This window comes from Halomonas sp. KO116, assembly GCF_000734975.2.
GTDB classification, from domain to species: domain Bacteria; phylum Pseudomonadota; class Gammaproteobacteria; order Pseudomonadales; family Halomonadaceae; genus Vreelandella; species Vreelandella glaciei.
Window position 1 is genome coordinate 2,832,600 of record NZ_CP011052.1, and the last position, 14,994, is coordinate 2,847,593.

General features: G+C 53.7%; 13 protein-coding genes. 4 read left to right on the forward strand and 9 right to left on the reverse strand.

Going from position 1 to position 14,994, the window contains the following annotated elements:
* The first annotated feature begins 49 nt into the window (after positions 1–49).
* Complete coding sequence (locus KO116_RS13095; protein WP_035566228.1) at positions 50–601, forward strand: DUF2062 domain-containing protein; 552 nt, start codon at positions 50–52, stop codon at positions 599–601.
* A gap of 73 nt (positions 602–674) precedes the next feature.
* Here the strand turns inward: KO116_RS13095 and KO116_RS13100 are convergent, their stop codons facing one another.
* A complete protein-coding gene (locus tag KO116_RS13100; RefSeq protein ID WP_144408634.1) occupies positions 675–1,397 on the reverse strand; it encodes an ABC transporter ATP-binding protein in 723 nt (240 codons plus the stop codon).
* A 31-nt stretch (positions 1,398–1,428) separates the two neighbouring features.
* Positions 1,429–2,670, reverse strand: a complete 1,242-nt coding sequence (locus KO116_RS13105; protein ID WP_035566233.1) for a lipoprotein-releasing ABC transporter permease subunit — start codon at positions 2,668–2,670, stop codon at positions 1,429–1,431.
* A 180-nt stretch (positions 2,671–2,850) separates the two neighbouring features.
* Here KO116_RS13105 and KO116_RS13110 point away from each other — a divergent pair, with 180 nt between their 5' ends.
* Together KO116_RS13110 and KO116_RS13115 are read left to right on the forward strand one after the other, a co-directional pair.
* A complete protein-coding gene (locus tag KO116_RS13110; protein ID WP_035566235.1) occupies positions 2,851–3,918 on the forward strand; it encodes an agmatine deiminase family protein in 1,068 nt (355 codons plus the stop codon).
* A gap of 10 nt (positions 3,919–3,928) precedes the next feature.
* On the forward strand, positions 3,929–4,831 hold the full coding sequence (locus KO116_RS13115) for a carbon-nitrogen hydrolase (protein WP_035566237.1): 903 nt from the start codon (positions 3,929–3,931) through the stop codon (positions 4,829–4,831).
* Positions 4,832–4,925: 94 nt separating this feature from the next.
* Here KO116_RS13115 and KO116_RS13120 read toward each other — a convergent pair whose 3' ends face one another.
* The 4 genes from KO116_RS13120 to KO116_RS13135 form a co-directional block, all read right to left on the reverse strand.
* Positions 4,926–5,882, reverse strand: coding sequence for a Nudix family hydrolase (locus KO116_RS13120; RefSeq protein WP_035566239.1), 957 nt, complete (start codon positions 5,880–5,882; stop codon positions 4,926–4,928).
* A gap of 121 nt (positions 5,883–6,003) precedes the next feature.
* A complete protein-coding gene (gene argJ / locus KO116_RS13125; protein ID WP_035566241.1) occupies positions 6,004–7,233 on the reverse strand; it encodes a bifunctional glutamate N-acetyltransferase/amino-acid acetyltransferase ArgJ in 1,230 nt (409 codons plus the stop codon).
* Positions 7,234–7,287: 54 nt separating this feature from the next.
* On the reverse strand, positions 7,288–10,020 hold the full coding sequence (secA, locus tag KO116_RS13130; RefSeq protein ID WP_035566246.1) for a preprotein translocase subunit SecA: 2,733 nt from the start codon (positions 10,018–10,020) through the stop codon (positions 7,288–7,290).
* Positions 10,021–10,124: 104 nt separating this feature from the next.
* Positions 10,125–10,487, reverse strand: a complete 363-nt coding sequence (locus KO116_RS13135) for a hypothetical protein (RefSeq protein ID WP_035566248.1) — start codon at positions 10,485–10,487, stop codon at positions 10,125–10,127.
* 112 nt (positions 10,488–10,599) lie between these two features.
* Between KO116_RS13135 and KO116_RS13140 the strand changes: the two genes are divergently transcribed.
* The gene (locus KO116_RS13140) at positions 10,600–11,064 is read left to right on the forward strand and encodes a DUF721 domain-containing protein (protein WP_035566250.1); all 465 of its coding nucleotides are present in this window, start codon (positions 10,600–10,602) and stop codon (positions 11,062–11,064) included.
* A gap of 181 nt (positions 11,065–11,245) precedes the next feature.
* Here KO116_RS13140 and lpxC read toward each other — a convergent pair whose 3' ends face one another.
* The 3 genes from lpxC to ftsA all read right to left on the reverse strand — a co-directional run bounded on the left by lpxC (position 11,246) and on the right by ftsA (position 14,795).
* Positions 11,246–12,157, reverse strand: coding sequence for a UDP-3-O-acyl-N-acetylglucosamine deacetylase (lpxC, locus tag KO116_RS13145; protein WP_035566253.1), 912 nt, complete (start codon positions 12,155–12,157; stop codon positions 11,246–11,248).
* A gap of 135 nt (positions 12,158–12,292) precedes the next feature.
* Positions 12,293–13,471, reverse strand: coding sequence for a cell division protein FtsZ (gene ftsZ / locus KO116_RS13150; protein WP_035566257.1), 1,179 nt, complete (start codon positions 13,469–13,471; stop codon positions 12,293–12,295).
* Positions 13,472–13,505: 34 nt separating this feature from the next.
* Positions 13,506–14,795, reverse strand: coding sequence for a cell division protein FtsA (gene ftsA / locus KO116_RS13155; protein WP_035566259.1), 1,290 nt, complete (start codon positions 14,793–14,795; stop codon positions 13,506–13,508).
* Positions 14,796–14,994 lie beyond the last annotated feature (199 nt).

A 14,994-nucleotide genomic window follows, 5' to 3' on the forward strand; every position in this document is an offset into this window, starting at 1 on the left:
GCAACGCTATATGGATAATGGGCAGCATCGATAGGTAAGAGTATCCGTCATGCCGCGCAGGTTCCTGCAGCGCTACATGCCCAAACCCGACACCATCAGAAAACAGCGCTCGCTACGCTTTATGGCACCGCTGATTGCAGACCCGGGTTTGTGGCTCCTCACTCGCCGAAGCGTTGCCAATGCGTTTAGCGTGGGCGTGTTTTGCGCCATGCTCCCCATCCCTTTTCAGATGGTGGTCGCTGCGCTGGGTGCTCGCTTAACGCGCTGCAACTTAGCCCTTTCGATCGGTTTGGTATGGATCACTAACCCTTTAACAATGCCGCTCATTTTTTACGGCAATTATCGGATTGGCACTTTCATACTCGGTGCGCCTGTACGAGAAGCGCCCTCGCGTATTTCAACGCGCTGGATTGCCGAACAGATGCACGACATTATGCCGCCCCTGATCGTTGGCTCGCTGGTGACAGCGTTGATATTAGCGATCGTCGTCAATGTCGGTATCCGCTTAATCTGGCGCTGGCACGTCTCCCATAATTGGAAACGCCGCCGCCAAAAACGTCGGCAGCGGCGTGCGCAGATTGAAGCAGAATTTGATGATTAAGCCTGATAGTGAGGCTAATGGCTGAGCTTGACCAATAAGCTTAATGCATCAGTTCATTGGCCAAGCTCGACCCTTAAAGCGTTGGCGTTTGTTCGACCAATTTGCCCGCATCAAGCTTTAGCACACGATCCTGATGGGCCGCGAGACCCACATCATGGGTCACAATCACAAACGCACAGGCGCTCTCTTTGGCCAGTTCATCCATCAGCGCCAAAATAGTCGCTGCGGTGGTCTGATCAAGATTGCCCGTAGGCTCATCCATTAGCACCAGACTAGGATCGGTAACCAGCGCCCGGGCAATCGCCACGCGTTGACGCTCCCCACCAGAAAGTTCACCTGGCTTATGATCGGCACGCGGCTGCATGCCCACTCGCTCCAATATCTGCATCGCCCGCTGCTCGGCCGCCTTTTTCGACTGGCCGCGAATAATCAGCGGCAACGCCGCATTTTCGACGGCGGTGAACTCCGCCAGCAGGTGGTGAAACTGATACACAAACCCAATGTAGCGATTACGAAAACTACCCAACGCGGCTTCATTTAACCCCGACAGCGGCTCACCGGCGATCACCACGCGACCGTCATTAGGACGATCAAGACCGCCCAATAGATTCAGTAACGTTGTTTTACCCGACCCCGAGCTACCAACGATGGCAACTCGCTCGCCAGCCCGAACCTGCAGATTGAGTTTATCCAGCACCGTTAGGTCTTGGGGGCCTTCGCTGTAGGTACGTGTCAGCGCTTGGCAGTCAAGCATGATGGCGGCGTCTTGCTCTTTGTTCATAGACAGCGAATTCATCGACATCGTGTCATCCTTATTCCTGAAGCCATTATTCATAGCGCAACACATCCGCTGGCTGAACCTTCGCCGCTCGCCACGCAGGATAAAGCGTCGACAGGAACGTCAAACCAAAGGCGGCCAATACAATACGACTAACATCGTCCCACTGTAGGCGAGAAGGTAAATCGCTAATGAAGTAAACCCCAGCATCCAAGAACTGAATACCCAGCGTTCCTTCGACCCAGCCAATCAGGTCAGCGATAGTGAGTGCCAGCAGCACGCCCACCGCCACACCGATCGCAATGCCAATCGAGCCAATGGCCAACCCCTGAACAATAAAAATGCCCATGATAGAGCGCGGCGTGGCCCCTATGGTGCGCAAAATAGCAATATCGGCACGCTTGTCCGTCACCACCATGACCAGCGTGGAGACGATGTTAAACGCTGCCACGGCGATGATGACGGTTAAGAGCAGCGCAATCATGCGCTTTTCCATCTGTATCGCCTGGAACAAATTGCCATGAGAGAACGTCCAGTCGCTGCCGCGGTACTCAGGGCCAAGTTCATTGAGAATGGCCTGGGTTTCGCTACTAGCAGCAAACAGGTCATCTAGCTGAAGGCGAAGCCCGCCAATAGCGTCGCCCAAGCGGGCAAGCGTCTGCATGTCTTCAATATTGGCATAGGCCAGATTGGCGTCTAAATCCGCACCGACGCTAAAAATACCGCTAACGGTGAAGCGCTTTAAGCGCGGGAACACCCCAGCCGGGGTAATCGAAGCCTCAGGCACCAACAGCGTCACTCGGTCCCCAACGCCAACGCCCAGGCTGCGCGCCAGCATCGACCCCAGCACTACATTCCACTCACCGGGCACCAAATCGGCTAATGCCCCTTGACTCATATGTTCGCCAATAATGGAGACACGGTCTTCCCAAGCGGGATTAATACCATTCACCATGGCACCCTGATTGTGGCCACCGACCGAGAACATGCCCTGCTGCTCGACAAAAGGCGCCGCGCCAATGACCCGCTCTCGCTGCATCAACTCTTCGGCCAGAGACTCCCATTCGACCATTCCCACACGGGACTCAATTTTAGCGTGGGGAACCATGCCTAAAATGCGCGTCCTCAGCTCATGGTCAAAGCCGTTCATTACCGACAACACCAGAATAAGTACGGCGACCCCTAACATTAACCCCAGCATTGAGGTAAGCGAAATAAACGAAATAAAGTGGTTCCGGCGTTTAGCGCGCACGTAGCGCAGCCCCACCAGAAAAGGCAAACGATCAAGCATGGCGTCATTCCTTATCAATAAGCGCTCATGGTACGGTTTTTTTAGTCTCGCTGCATGTTCCAAACGGCCATTAGAGCGATCAGCCCTGCGAGCGTTCAGATTAAAAACGTTACGCTTGCAACTTGCCCCGCCACCGCCTACATTGCGCCGATTTACTGCTGACCGTGGGCCTGCGCTTTTATGACTTATCGTTTGCTACCCGAATGGTATCCCCAAGACGGGATACAATTGACCTGGCCGCGGCCGGACGGCGATTGGGCGCACATGCTTGCTCGCATCGAAGCCACCCTGGAACGTATTGTGATCGCTACGACTCGCTTTCAGCGCGTGCTGATTTGCGTGCCCGATGAGTTAACGCAACAACGCATAACCACTACATTTGACGCTTACGGCGTGCCTGCTTCCCGGCTGCAGCTTATTGTCGCACCCACTGATGATACCTGGGCGCGAGACCATGGGCCGATCAGTGTTATCGACGCCCAGGGCCAGATGCTGATGCTTGATTACACCTTCACCGGCTGGGGCGGAAAATTCCCCGCTGAGCGTGATAACCGGCTTACCCAGTGGCTTGCCGAGGCGGGCGTTTGGGCTTGCCCGCTAGCGACACGGAATTTAGTACTGGAAGGTGGCGGTATCGAAACCGACGGAGAAGGCACCCTGCTCACTACAGAAGCATGCCTGCTCAACCCCAACCGCAACCCCACGCTATCGCGAGAAGATGTAGAAGCCCAGCTCGCCCAAGATTTTGGCATTGACCGCGTATTATGGCTGGTCAACGGTCATTTAGAAGGCGACGATACCGACAGTCATATCGATACGCTTGCCCGTTTTTGCGATCCAACCACTATCGCCTATGTACGCTGCGATGATCCCAATGATCCTCATTATCCGGCGCTGGCGGCGATGGAGCAGGAGTTACAAGCGTTTCGACAACGCAATGGTGAGCGCTACCGTTTAATCGCGCTGCCTTGGCCCCAGGCCTGCTTCGACCCTGATGACGGCCACCGCCTGCCAGCCACTTACGCTAATTTTCTGATCATCAATCAAGCCGTACTGGTTCCTACTTACGGCGACCCGGCGGATGTTACCGCGCTACACGCGCTGGCAAGTGCATTTCCCGAACACACCCTAATTCCGATTGAGTGCGTCAGCGTTATTCGCCAACATGGCAGCCTGCACTGCTTAACCATGCAGCTTCCACAAGGCACGCTTACCCAGAGTACGTTTCCCGCGACCGCTATTTGTTAAAGGAGTCACCATGTCGACGACGCTAACCGTCGCTGTTGTGCAGCAACCTGCGTGGCCTGATAAAGCGCAAAGCCTGGCCGCCAGTGAAGCAGGTATTCGCAGTGCCGTTAAACAAGGCGCTCAGTTGGTACTGCTGCAAGAACTGCATGCCACTCATTACTTTTGCCAGTTCGAAGACCCTTCGCTGTTTGATCTAGCGGAGCCGTTGGATGGCCCGACCGGCCAGCGTCTTGCAGCACTCGCTAAGGAGCTGGACATTGTCCTGGTCGGTTCGTTGTTTGAGCGCCGCGCACCAGGGCTTTACCACAATACCGCGGTGGTCTATGACCGCGCCAAAGGGCGCGTTGGGCAGTACCGTAAAATGCACATTCCCGATGACCCTGGGTTTTATGAGAAGTTTTATTTTACGCCAGGCGATCATGACAGCGCCCGCGGCGAAGGCTTTACGCCCATTGAGACATCCGTAGGCCGTCTTGGCGTGCTGGTCTGCTGGGATCAGTGGTATCCAGAAGCCGCCCGATTGATGGCCCTGGCCGGTGCGGACTTACTGCTCTACCCCACTGCGATCGGCTGGGACCCCAATGATGATGCCGCTGAGAAGGCACGCCAGAAAGATGCCTGGACAGTGATTCAGCGCGCCCACGGCGTAGCCAACGGTTTACCCGTGCTGGTCGCTAACCGGGTTGGTTTTGAGGCGGATCACTCCGAGGTCGGCGATGGCATTCAGTTCTGGGGTGGTAGTTTTGTCTGTGGGCCGCAAGGTGAACTATTGGCCCATGCGGGGGAAGAGACTGAACAGTTAGTCGTTGAGCTTGATATGGCGCGCAGTGAAAACACACGCCGTATTTGGCCCTACCTGAGGGATCGTCGAGTAGATGCGTATGGGGATCTAACTCGCCGTTACCGCGACTAACCCCGTGTCAAACCCCTAAGAAAACAAAACGCCTGCTTGGGTATTCATTCCCGGCAGGCGTTTTTGATGATACAGAACGGGCTAGCGCGACCGATTACTTCCAGAAATCGCGAATTGAGGCGATCCCTTGAGCGCCTACGGCACGAGCGTGATTGGCATCAAAGCGCGTCATACCGCCTAATGCAAACACCGGCATACCAGCACGCTCGACCAACTGTTGAAAGTCATGCCAACCGAGCGGAGCGACTTCAGGGTGCGATGGCGTGGTGCGCAGCGGCGACAGGCTGACAAAGTCACAGCCTAATACGGCTGCTTGGGTCAGCTGCTTCTGGTTGTGCGTCGATGCGGAAAGCCATTTATTTTCAGCAATCGGACGACGCTCAAGCTGCATCAAACGCTCGCTGGTCAAATGAATGCCATCAGCGTCAATATGATCCAGCAGCGTGGGTTCACCATTCAGCAGCAGCCGCGCGCCGTGCTCACGGCATAGAGTCAGCGCTCGCTGAGCACGGGCGAGATAAGCCGCTTCGTCCAACTGCTTGGCACGCAGCTGCACCAAGCGAATCTTGTCTTCACGCAACGCACGCTCCAAAAATGCATCGAAGCGCGCTTCGTCAGCCTCTTCCCCGGTAATCAAATACTCGGTAGGCAATCTTACCGCTCGCAGAATCGGTAAATTGGCCGCCGGGAAAGGATAGTTGGAGAGTTCGCTCATAGGTACCCAGCGCACGGCCTGTCCTTCACGGCCAAAAGGCTCTCCGGCAAACTCATGCACCTGCCATACATCCAGCAGGATATGCTTGTCAGGATACTCATGGTGGACGCGAATCAATGGCTGAGCACAAACAATCTCGACGCCCAGCTCTTCATGCAGTTCACGCTTTAATCCTTCAAGACCGGTCTCATAAGGTGCTAGTTTGCCACCCGGAAACTCCCACAGTCCGCCATGATCAACGTTTGACGGTCGACGAGCGATCAGTACTTGCTGTTGATCGGCGCTGATAATCGCAGCTGCCGCGACGTGAACCCGTCGTTTTACCTTTATGCTCATATACTCATATACTCGTTACGTCTTGATCCACTGCGCGCACCAACGCTTCTGCCATCGGCGCTATCTCGCTGCGTGTGTCCATTATCCCTGCCAACCAATGCCCTCGGCTGAGAGCGACCGACTAGCTACGGTAATCCGCGTTGATAGACACATAGTCATGAGAGAGGTCAGAGGTCCACACCGTGGCACTCTCTTCGCCGCGCCCCAAGTTAATGCGAATGGTAATTTCTGACTGCGCCATGACAGCGCTTCCCGCCGCTTCGGTGTAACCTGCCGCGCGTCCACCCTGTTCGACTAAACGCACATCGCCTAAGTCAATCACCACGCGGTTAACGTCAAAGTCGTTCACCGGCGCCCGCCCGACGGCTGCTAGAATTCGCCCCCAGTTGGCATCAGAAGCGTACAGCGCTGTTTTGACCAGCGGCGAGTGAGCAACGGTGAAGGCTACATCAAGCGCTTCTTGCCGACTTTGCGCTTCGCCAACCTGCAGGGTGACGAACTTGGTCGCCCCTTCAGCATCGCGAATGATCGCTTGCGCCAGCTCGGTCATTACCCGCTGTAAAGCGTTACTGAACGCGGCTATCTGCGCTTCATCGGCGATTCGAGGGCCTGTGCCGGTCGCCGCCAACATACAGGCGTCATTGGTAGAGGTATCGCTATCCACCGTGATGCAGTTAAACGAACGATCGACGGTTTCACGCAGTAGCCGATCCAGTAGCGGTGCCTCGATAGCTGCATCGGTCACCACAAAGCCCAACATGGTCGCCATGTTGGGCTTGATCATGCCCGACCCTTTCGTGATGCCGTTAATCGTTACCTGCTGATTACCTATTTCAACCGTGACACTGGCCCCTTTGGCCCGCGTGTCGGTGGTTAAAATGCCTTGGCCTGCGTGTTCCCAGGCAGCACTGTCGCTGGACAAACTTTCAAGCGCCGGTGTCAATCCCGCTAGCAGTTTCTCCATTGGCAGCGGTTCACCAATCACGCCGGTTGAGAACGGCATTATATCTTCAGCCTCAACCCCAACCTGCTTGGCAAGCTCAGCACAGCATGCCCGCGCATCGCGCAAGCCTGCCTCGCCAGTGCCCGCGTTCGCATTGCCGGTATTGATCAACCAATAACGCGGCGAGCGGTGCTCCGCACGGCACTGCTCAAGGTGCTGCTTGGCCACTACTACCGGCGCTGCACAAAAGGCATTACGGGTAAAAACCCCCGATACCGTCGCTGTATCGGGCAATTCAATCACCACCACATCACGACGATTCGGCTTTTTGATACCCGCCATTGCAACCCCAAGGCGCACCCCTTGCAGGGGTGGCAACTCTGGAAAGGGAGTGTTTCCCACCGCCATGATTCTCTCCTTTAGGCAAACCTTGGTCAGACGTTATCTAAGACACAATCGCCGTTAGCTTAATTTTCCACAGCACTGCTTGTACTTTTTACCTGAACCACAAAAACAGGGGTCGTTACGGCCCACTTTGGGGCCTTCGCGACGCACCGGACGCCCTTCACTGCCAGGCGCTTCTTGTTCGCTCTCAGTTTGCTCAGGGGTCGGGGCATCATGACGACTAGCGGCGGTGGCGGTTTCGCGCTCCAGCGCTTCGCGGCGTTGACGCTCAAGGGCATCTACTTCCTCGGGCTGACGAACCTGAACGTGGCTCAGAATGCGCGTTACATCTTCTTTAATATGGTCAAGCAGGTGTTGGAAGAGCTCAAACGATTCACGCTTGTACTCCTGCTTGGGATTTTTCTGGGCATAGCCACGCAAGTGAATACCACGGCGCAGATGATCCATTGACTGAAGGTGCTCTTTCCAGCGCGTATCCAGCACCTGCAGCATGACTTGCTTCTCAAAGCGACGAATCAGTTTCTCGCCCGCTGCAGCCACTTTTGCCGCATAGGCTTCACGGTGCATGGTCTGCAGCCGCTCACGTAACTGCTCCTCGCTAAAGCGATCATCCTCAGCAGCCCACTTAACCACGGGCACATCAAGATTAAACTCCGTTTTCAGGTGCGCTTCCAAACCGGGCAAATCCCACTGCTCGGGCAGGCTCTGAGGAGGAACATAGCTGCTAATTGCCGTTTCCATTACCTCTTCACGAATACCGATAACGGCATCAGCCACATCGTCCGCGGCGAGAATTTCATTACGCTGGTCGTAGATCACCCGGCGCTGGTCGTTGGCAACGTCATCGTACTCAAGCAGCTGCTTACGAATATCGAAGTTACGCCCTTCGACTTTTTTCTGGGCACGCTCAACCGCATTGGAGACCATTTTATGCTCAATGGCTTCACCATGCTCAAGCCCTAACGCCTGCATCAAGCGCTTAACGCGATCAGAGCCAAACAGACGCATCAGGCTGTCTTCAAGCGACAAGAAGAACCGCGTGGAGCCGGGGTCGCCCTGGCGACCAGCACGTCCGCGCAGCTGATTGTCGATACGCCGAGACTCATGGCGCTCAGACCCTACCACATGTAAGCCGCCAGCGGCCAACACAGCATCGTGACGTGCCTGCCACTCGGCTTTTAACGCATCAACCTGCGCTTGGCTTGGGTTTTTCAGCTTGGCCGATTCAGCCTCCCAATTGCCCCCCAGCACAATATCGGTACCCCGGCCAGCCATGTTGGTGGCGATGGTAATAGCCCCTGGGCGGCCTGCCTGAGCGATAATTTCGGCTTCACTCTGGTGCTGTTTGGCGTTAAGCACGTTGAACGCGAGGCCTGCCTCTTGCATCAGGTTGGCAAGGTACTCTGATGTTTCAATTGAGGCCGTACCAACCAGCACAGGGCGCCCAGCTTCCGTCTCAGTTTTGACATCTTTAATGATCGCTTCGTATTTTTCTTCAGCGCTCAAATAGACCAGATCGTTCAGGTCTTTACGTGCCAATGGACGGTTGGTAGGAATAACCACCACGTCGAGGCCATAAATTTGACGAAATTCAAAGGCTTCAGTATCCGCTGTACCGGTCATACCGGCTAACTTCTCATACAGACGGAAATAGTTCTGGAAGGTGGTGGAGGCAAGCGTTTGGCTTTCGCGCTGTACTGTAACGCCCTCTTTGGCTTCTACAGCCTGGTGCAAGCCTTCCGACCAGCGGCGCCCTGGCATCGAACGGCCAGTGTGTTCGTCGACGATGACTACCTGACCTTCAGAAACGATGTAATCGACATCACGATTATAGAGGTAGCGGGCGCGCAGGGCCGAATGCATATGCTGGAGCAAATTGAGGTTTTGCGCTGCATAGAGTGATTCTTCATCACCCAATAAACCCTCGCCGCGCATTAGCTCTTCAACTTTGTTATGTCCCTGCTCCGTTAGCTCTACCTGTTTCTGCTTTTCGTCAACTAAGAAGTCGCCGACCACCGGAGCATCTTCATCTTCACTCTCTTCGCCTTTCTCAAGCTGCTGGGCCAACTGATTAACGACTTTATAGAGATCCGTATTTTCGTCTACCGCGCCCGAAATAATCAGCGGTGTACGCGCTTCATCGATAAGAATCGAGTCAACTTCATCGACAATCGCAAAATGCAGGCCACGCTGCACTTTGTCTTCTAACGAAAACGCCATGTTATCGCGTAGATAATCAAAGCCAAACTCGTTATTGGTGCCGTAGGTAATATCGCACTGATAGGCATGGCGCTTCTCTTCGCCAGACTGACCGGAGAAAATAACACCAATGGAAAGGCCTAGAAATTCATACAGCGGGCGCATCCACTCAGCATCACGACGGGCCAAATAGTCGTTCACGGTCACCACGTGAACGCCTTTCTCCGTTAGCGCATTCAGATACACCGCCAGCGTTGCCACCAGGGTTTTACCTTCACCGGTTTTCATTTCTGCAATACGGCCACGGTGCAGGGTCATTCCACCCACCATCTGCACGTCAAAGTGACGCATGCCCATAACGCGCTTACTGGCCTCTCGGACGATTGCAAAGGCGGGAGCTAACAGCGCATCTAGGGACTCACCTGACGCGAGACGTTCGCGCAATTGCGCTGTTTTTTGCTGCAAATCAGCGTCACTTAATGCCTCAAATTCTGCTTCTAGGGCATTAATCTGAGGCACATTTTTATGCATGCGTTTTACATCGCGGTCATTTTTAGAACCAACGACTTTACGTAATAAATTATTAAGCATGAAATATCCAAGTATTCACGAACAACCCATCGGACTTTGCCTATATACAGCAGACCTTTTTCTGCAGGTCTTCTACCTACCAGCGTAGGGACAAAGTAAGTATCTTAACGGCATACTTGATGGGCAGGAGGTCCGCGCTGGGTCAAAACATCACGCGCCGCCACCAGCAGGGCCATCGGCGCAAGCCAACTGCTGAGACGCCGCACCGGGGCAAAGCGCCTAGGGCGTTGAGCCCAACGGCGCAGAGCGCGCTGCCGTTTAGCAATCCAGTGCGACTGCGCACGTAAAATCGCGGGTACCCATAAACAGATAGTAACGCTGCGTTCGCCACTGCGAAAAGCATCCGCAGGGCTTAAACTCGCGGGTAATAGGCAACTTACTAATAAGCCGGCCAGCCACCAACGCGCTAAGCCATACCGGCGATGGCGCCGCGGCAAAGCTGATTGAACATCAAGCGTAGGTGACATGCTGTAGACCGGCTCCTGAGCGTGGTAAAATCTGCTAAAGTGAGATCGGTTAATGTCTCCGACATCATCATTAGCGGCACCCTAGGATAGCGGTGCCCTAGGAATTAAGCGTATGAGTATAAAGGTTAAGCGTTCTCGCGCACAGCCCATTGCCCGCCTACTCTCAAAGTCGGGCGATATTAGTCAGTTAATGCGCCTATCTCGTTTAATTGACCAGGCGCAGCAGCATCTTCGCGCGCATCTGCCCGAAGAGATGCGTGAACATATTTTTGTCGGTGGCTTTCGCGAAGGTCGCTTAACACTGATCAGTGGTCAAGCAGGCTGGCTAACCTGGTTACGTTTTGAGCAGCGTCGGCTATTAGAGCTGCTTCATCAGTTGCCTGGCTTTGAAAGCGTGAGCGGCTTTACCTTTAAAGTGCGCCCAGTGCACCCTATCGTGGCCCCGCTACGTAATACACGCAGCCTTTCAGCAGATGCAGGCAAAACACTGGCTGAATGCGCTGAAGACACGACAAATCCCACGTTAAAGCGCGCCCTTGAACGGCTTGCCTCTCATGCTCAGCCACCCAACGAGTAACAGTTGCCATAAGGCTATGGCAAACAAATTTACCGGCTATAACGCTCTTGGCGTAAAACGTATGCTGGCGACAAAATGCATAAAGCACCGCCTAAGCGATGCTTTATTGATATTACCACTGCTACGATAAATCTTCGGACTACCTTATTAGCTAATAGCAGCTTTTCTATAAGCGGCTATATTATGCCATTGCGGGCGCAGCATAAGAGATCGGCGCCACGGCCTTATCTTCTTCAAACGTCACTATTTCATAAGCGTCAGGCTGAGCCATCAGCTCACGGCACAGCTGATTATTCAACGCATGTCCTGACTTAACACCACGAAACTCACCAATCAGACTGTAACCCAACTGGTATAAATCGCCGATGGCATCTAATACTTTATGCTTGACGAACTCATCTTCGTAGCGCAAACCACCTTCGTTAACAATGCGGTAATCGTCTACCACGATCGCATTGTCTAAACTGCCGCCCAATGCCAAATTGTTAGAGCGTAAAAACTCTAAATCACGCATAAAACCAAAGGTACGTGCGCGCGACACTTCTTTGACAAATGATGTGGTCGAAAAATCGATCAACGCCGTCTGTTTCTGCTGTTCAAAAACGGGGTGGTCAAAATCAATCGCAAACGAGACTTTAAACCCTTGGTGGGGCAAGAAAACAGCCTCTTTATCACCATCGTTAACAGCTACACGATGTTTAATGCGAATAAATTTCTTTGCTGCATCCTGTTCCAGAATACCGGCTGACTGAATCAAGAAGACAAACGGGCTAGCGCTACCATCCATTATGGGAACTTCAGGTTCGCTAACGTCTACGTAGGCGTTATCAATACCCAATCCAGCAAAGGCTGACATCAAGTGCTCAACAGTAGCGACTTTAACCCCATTAAATGAAAGCGCCGTGCACAGCTTGGTATCTTCAACCAACTCAGCTCGCGCTGGCACGTGTACAACGGGGTCCAGATCGGTTCTGACAAACACAATCCCAGTATCGGCCGGCGCCGGACGCAGAGCTAAATGAACTTTTTTGCCTGAATGCAGGCCCACTCCGGTGGCACGAATGACGTTTTGTAGGGTGCGTTGTCTGATCATGGATAGTAGCCGAACTCTGATGACGGTAATAACCGCAGGGGAAAAAGTTATCAAACAGTGTTCACTTTAACAGCAAGCGAGCGTTTTAGCCAATAAAACGCTCGCCCGCTGTTACAGTGAGACTGTTATCGAGAATCAATCCGCCTGGCGGCGTAGAAACGCGGGGATGTCCAAATAGTCATCAGCTTCAGTAGAGCGACGCTTCTCAGGACGAGGTTTAGTGGCAGCTTCGGGTGCTTCAGCACGCGCTGTCGCCTGCTGACGCATCACCGTAGGTTGCTGCATTTTGCGATAATCGGATGTTGATTCCGCCGCTGAACGGCGCGCCGGTTCGCGTGCGGTGGTTTTGGCTTTCTGGCCATCTAGGCCTGCGGCAACAACCGTGACGCGCAGCTCATCAGACATCTCCATGTCAATGGAGGTGCCAACGACGATGGTGGCATCTGGAGAAGCAAACTCTTGAACGGTAGCGCCAACATCATTGAACTCACCGATTGATAAATCGGGACCAGCGGTGATGTTAACCAAAATACCGCGCGCGCCATGCAGGTCGATATCTTCCAGCAGCGGACTGCGAATAGCTTTTTCGGCAGCTTCACGAGCACGATTCTCGCCCGTCGCCCCACCGGTACCCATCATCGCCATGCCCATTTCAGACATTACGGTGCGAACATCAGCAAAATCGACGTTAATGATACCTGGGCTGGTAATCAGCTCTGCGATACCTTGCACAGCGCCTAGCAGCACATCGTTCGCCGCACTGAAGGCTGTTAGCAGCGTGGCGTTTTTGCCCAATACGGAAAGCAGCTTTTCGTTGGGAATCGTGATCAACGAATCAACGTGCTCGGAGAGCTCTTTCATGCCCTCCTCAGCGGCACGCATTCGCTTCGGCCCTTCAAAGGGGAAGGGGCGCGTCACTACCGCGACGGTAAGAATCCCAAGCTCTTTAGCGACCTGAGCCACCACGGGCGCACCACCAGTACCGGTGCCACCGCCCATACCAGCAGTGATAAACACCATATCGGCGCCGACCAGCAATTCCGCGATACGCTCGCGGTCTTCCATAGCCGCCTGCCGCCCCACGTCGGGATTGGCACCTGCACCTAATCCTTTAGTGATTTCGCTACCCAGTTGCAACACGGTTTTTGCTGAACAGCGCTTAAGCGCCTGGGCGTCAGTGTTAGCGCAGATAAACTCAACGCCTTCAATATTGCTTTCGACCATGTGGTTAACAGCATTGCCGCCACCGCCGCCAACACCAACCACTTTGATGACCGCACTGCTCGAGGGTGCGTTATCTACCAATTCGAACATAAGCCCCGTCTCCTGAACCGCGCTTGCGGCCCTGTCAGAAATTTCCTTTGAACCAGCCTTTAATTCTTGCCAGCGCCGAATGGTCTTCCTTGATATCACGCCGGGCAAGCTCGTTGCGACCCTTATGGGCTGCAACCACTCCCCCGTGGCTTCTTAGACCTTGCCCATGACGCGTTTCCTGCAAGGCATAATGCAGCAGACCAACCCCCGTCGCATAAATGGGGTTACAAACGACGTCCGCCAAACCTCTTACATTCTGCGGACATGCGATACGAACGGGCATGTGGAAAATCTCTTCCGCCAATTCGCTAACCCCTTCCATGCGCGAAGTTCCACCGGTAAGCACAATCCCAGCAGCCACCATGTCTTCATAGCCACTTCGGCGCAATTCATCTCTTACTAGCGTAAATAGCTCTTCGTAGCGTGGCTCTACCACTTCAGCGAGCGCTTGACGCGATAGATCACGCGCAGGACGATCACCTACGCTAGGTACTTTAATCATTTCATCGCTTGACGCTAAGTGAGTTAGCGCGCAAGCATATTTAACTTTAATCTCTTCAGCGTGTTGGGTTGGCGTTCGCAGGGCCATGGCAATATCGTTAGTGACTTGGTCACCCGCAATAGGTATAACCGCCGTGTGACGTATGGCACCTTCACTAAAAATTGCCATGTCGGTGGTGCCGCCACCAATGTCCACCATACAGACGCCCAGCTCACGCTCATCTTCCGTCAGTACGGCCATGCTTGAGGCAAGCTGCTCTAAAATAATAGCATCTACTTCTAATCCGCAGCGACGAACACACTTTTCAATATTCTGAACAGCATTCAACGCAGCCGTGACTAAATGCACCTGAGCTTCCAAACGCACGCCGGACATGCCCAGCGGCTCACGGATTCCTCCCTGAGCATCAATTGAAAACTCTTGCGGGAGTACATGTAATACGCGCTGACCTTCCGAGATAGCGCGGGCACGCGCAGAATCAATAACGCGCTCAATATCAGAGGGAGTCACTTCTCGCTCTTTAATAGCCACGACACCATCAGAGTTCATTGAACTGATATGACTACCGGCAACGCCAACATATACCGAATGAATATCACAGCCAGCCATCAACTCGGCTTCTTCAACGGCCCGCTGGATAGACTGCACCGTTGATTCAATATTGATCACAACACCGCGCTTCATTCCGCGCGAGGGGTGCGAGCCAATACCGGCAATTTCAATTCCGCCGTCATCGGTGGGTTGACCGACTATCGCGACGACCTTGGACGTTCCAATGTCCAGCCCGACCACCATATTGGATGCGTTGGGTGAGCCTGCCATGAGTCGGGAAATCTCCTTGCGTCATTGTTAAAAATAAATATTAATAGGGTGACGCTTAATCCAACGCTTAACATTGAAGGCGTACTACCCAAAATAAACAGTGGTTTTCTCAGTTACTGACTAAGTACAAATAGCTGGAATTTAAAACCACTTAACCATCATCTGGCCCATAGTATAGAAACAATAGTCGTAATACGAC

Coding starts and splice junctions, on each gene's coding strand:
- KO116_RS13095 (WP_035566228.1), top strand. CDS start 50: ATGCCGCGCAGGTTCCTGCAGCGCTACATGCCCAAACCCGACACCATC.
- KO116_RS13100 (WP_144408634.1), bottom strand. CDS start 1,397: ATGAATTCGCTGTCTATGAACAAAGAGCAAGACGCCGCCATCATGCTT.
- KO116_RS13105 (WP_035566233.1), bottom strand. CDS start 2,670: ATGCTTGATCGTTTGCCTTTTCTGGTGGGGCTGCGCTACGTGCGCGCT.
- KO116_RS13110 (WP_035566235.1), top strand. CDS start 2,851: ATGACTTATCGTTTGCTACCCGAATGGTATCCCCAAGACGGGATACAA.
- KO116_RS13115 (WP_035566237.1), top strand. CDS start 3,929: ATGTCGACGACGCTAACCGTCGCTGTTGTGCAGCAACCTGCGTGGCCT.
- KO116_RS13120 (WP_035566239.1), bottom strand. CDS start 5,882: ATGAGCATAAAGGTAAAACGACGGGTTCACGTCGCGGCAGCTGCGATT.
- argJ (WP_035566241.1), bottom strand. CDS start 7,233: ATGGCGGTGGGAAACACTCCCTTTCCAGAGTTGCCACCCCTGCAAGGG.
- secA (WP_035566246.1), bottom strand. CDS start 10,020: ATGCTTAATAATTTATTACGTAAAGTCGTTGGTTCTAAAAATGACCGC.
- KO116_RS13135 (WP_035566248.1), bottom strand. CDS start 10,487: ATGTCACCTACGCTTGATGTTCAATCAGCTTTGCCGCGGCGCCATCGC.
- KO116_RS13140 (WP_035566250.1), top strand. CDS start 10,600: ATGAGTATAAAGGTTAAGCGTTCTCGCGCACAGCCCATTGCCCGCCTA.
- lpxC (WP_035566253.1), bottom strand. CDS start 12,157: ATGATCAGACAACGCACCCTACAAAACGTCATTCGTGCCACCGGAGTG.
- ftsZ (WP_035566257.1), bottom strand. CDS start 13,471: ATGTTCGAATTGGTAGATAACGCACCCTCGAGCAGTGCGGTCATCAAA.
- ftsA (WP_035566259.1), bottom strand. CDS start 14,795: ATGGCAGGCTCACCCAACGCATCCAATATGGTGGTCGGGCTGGACATT.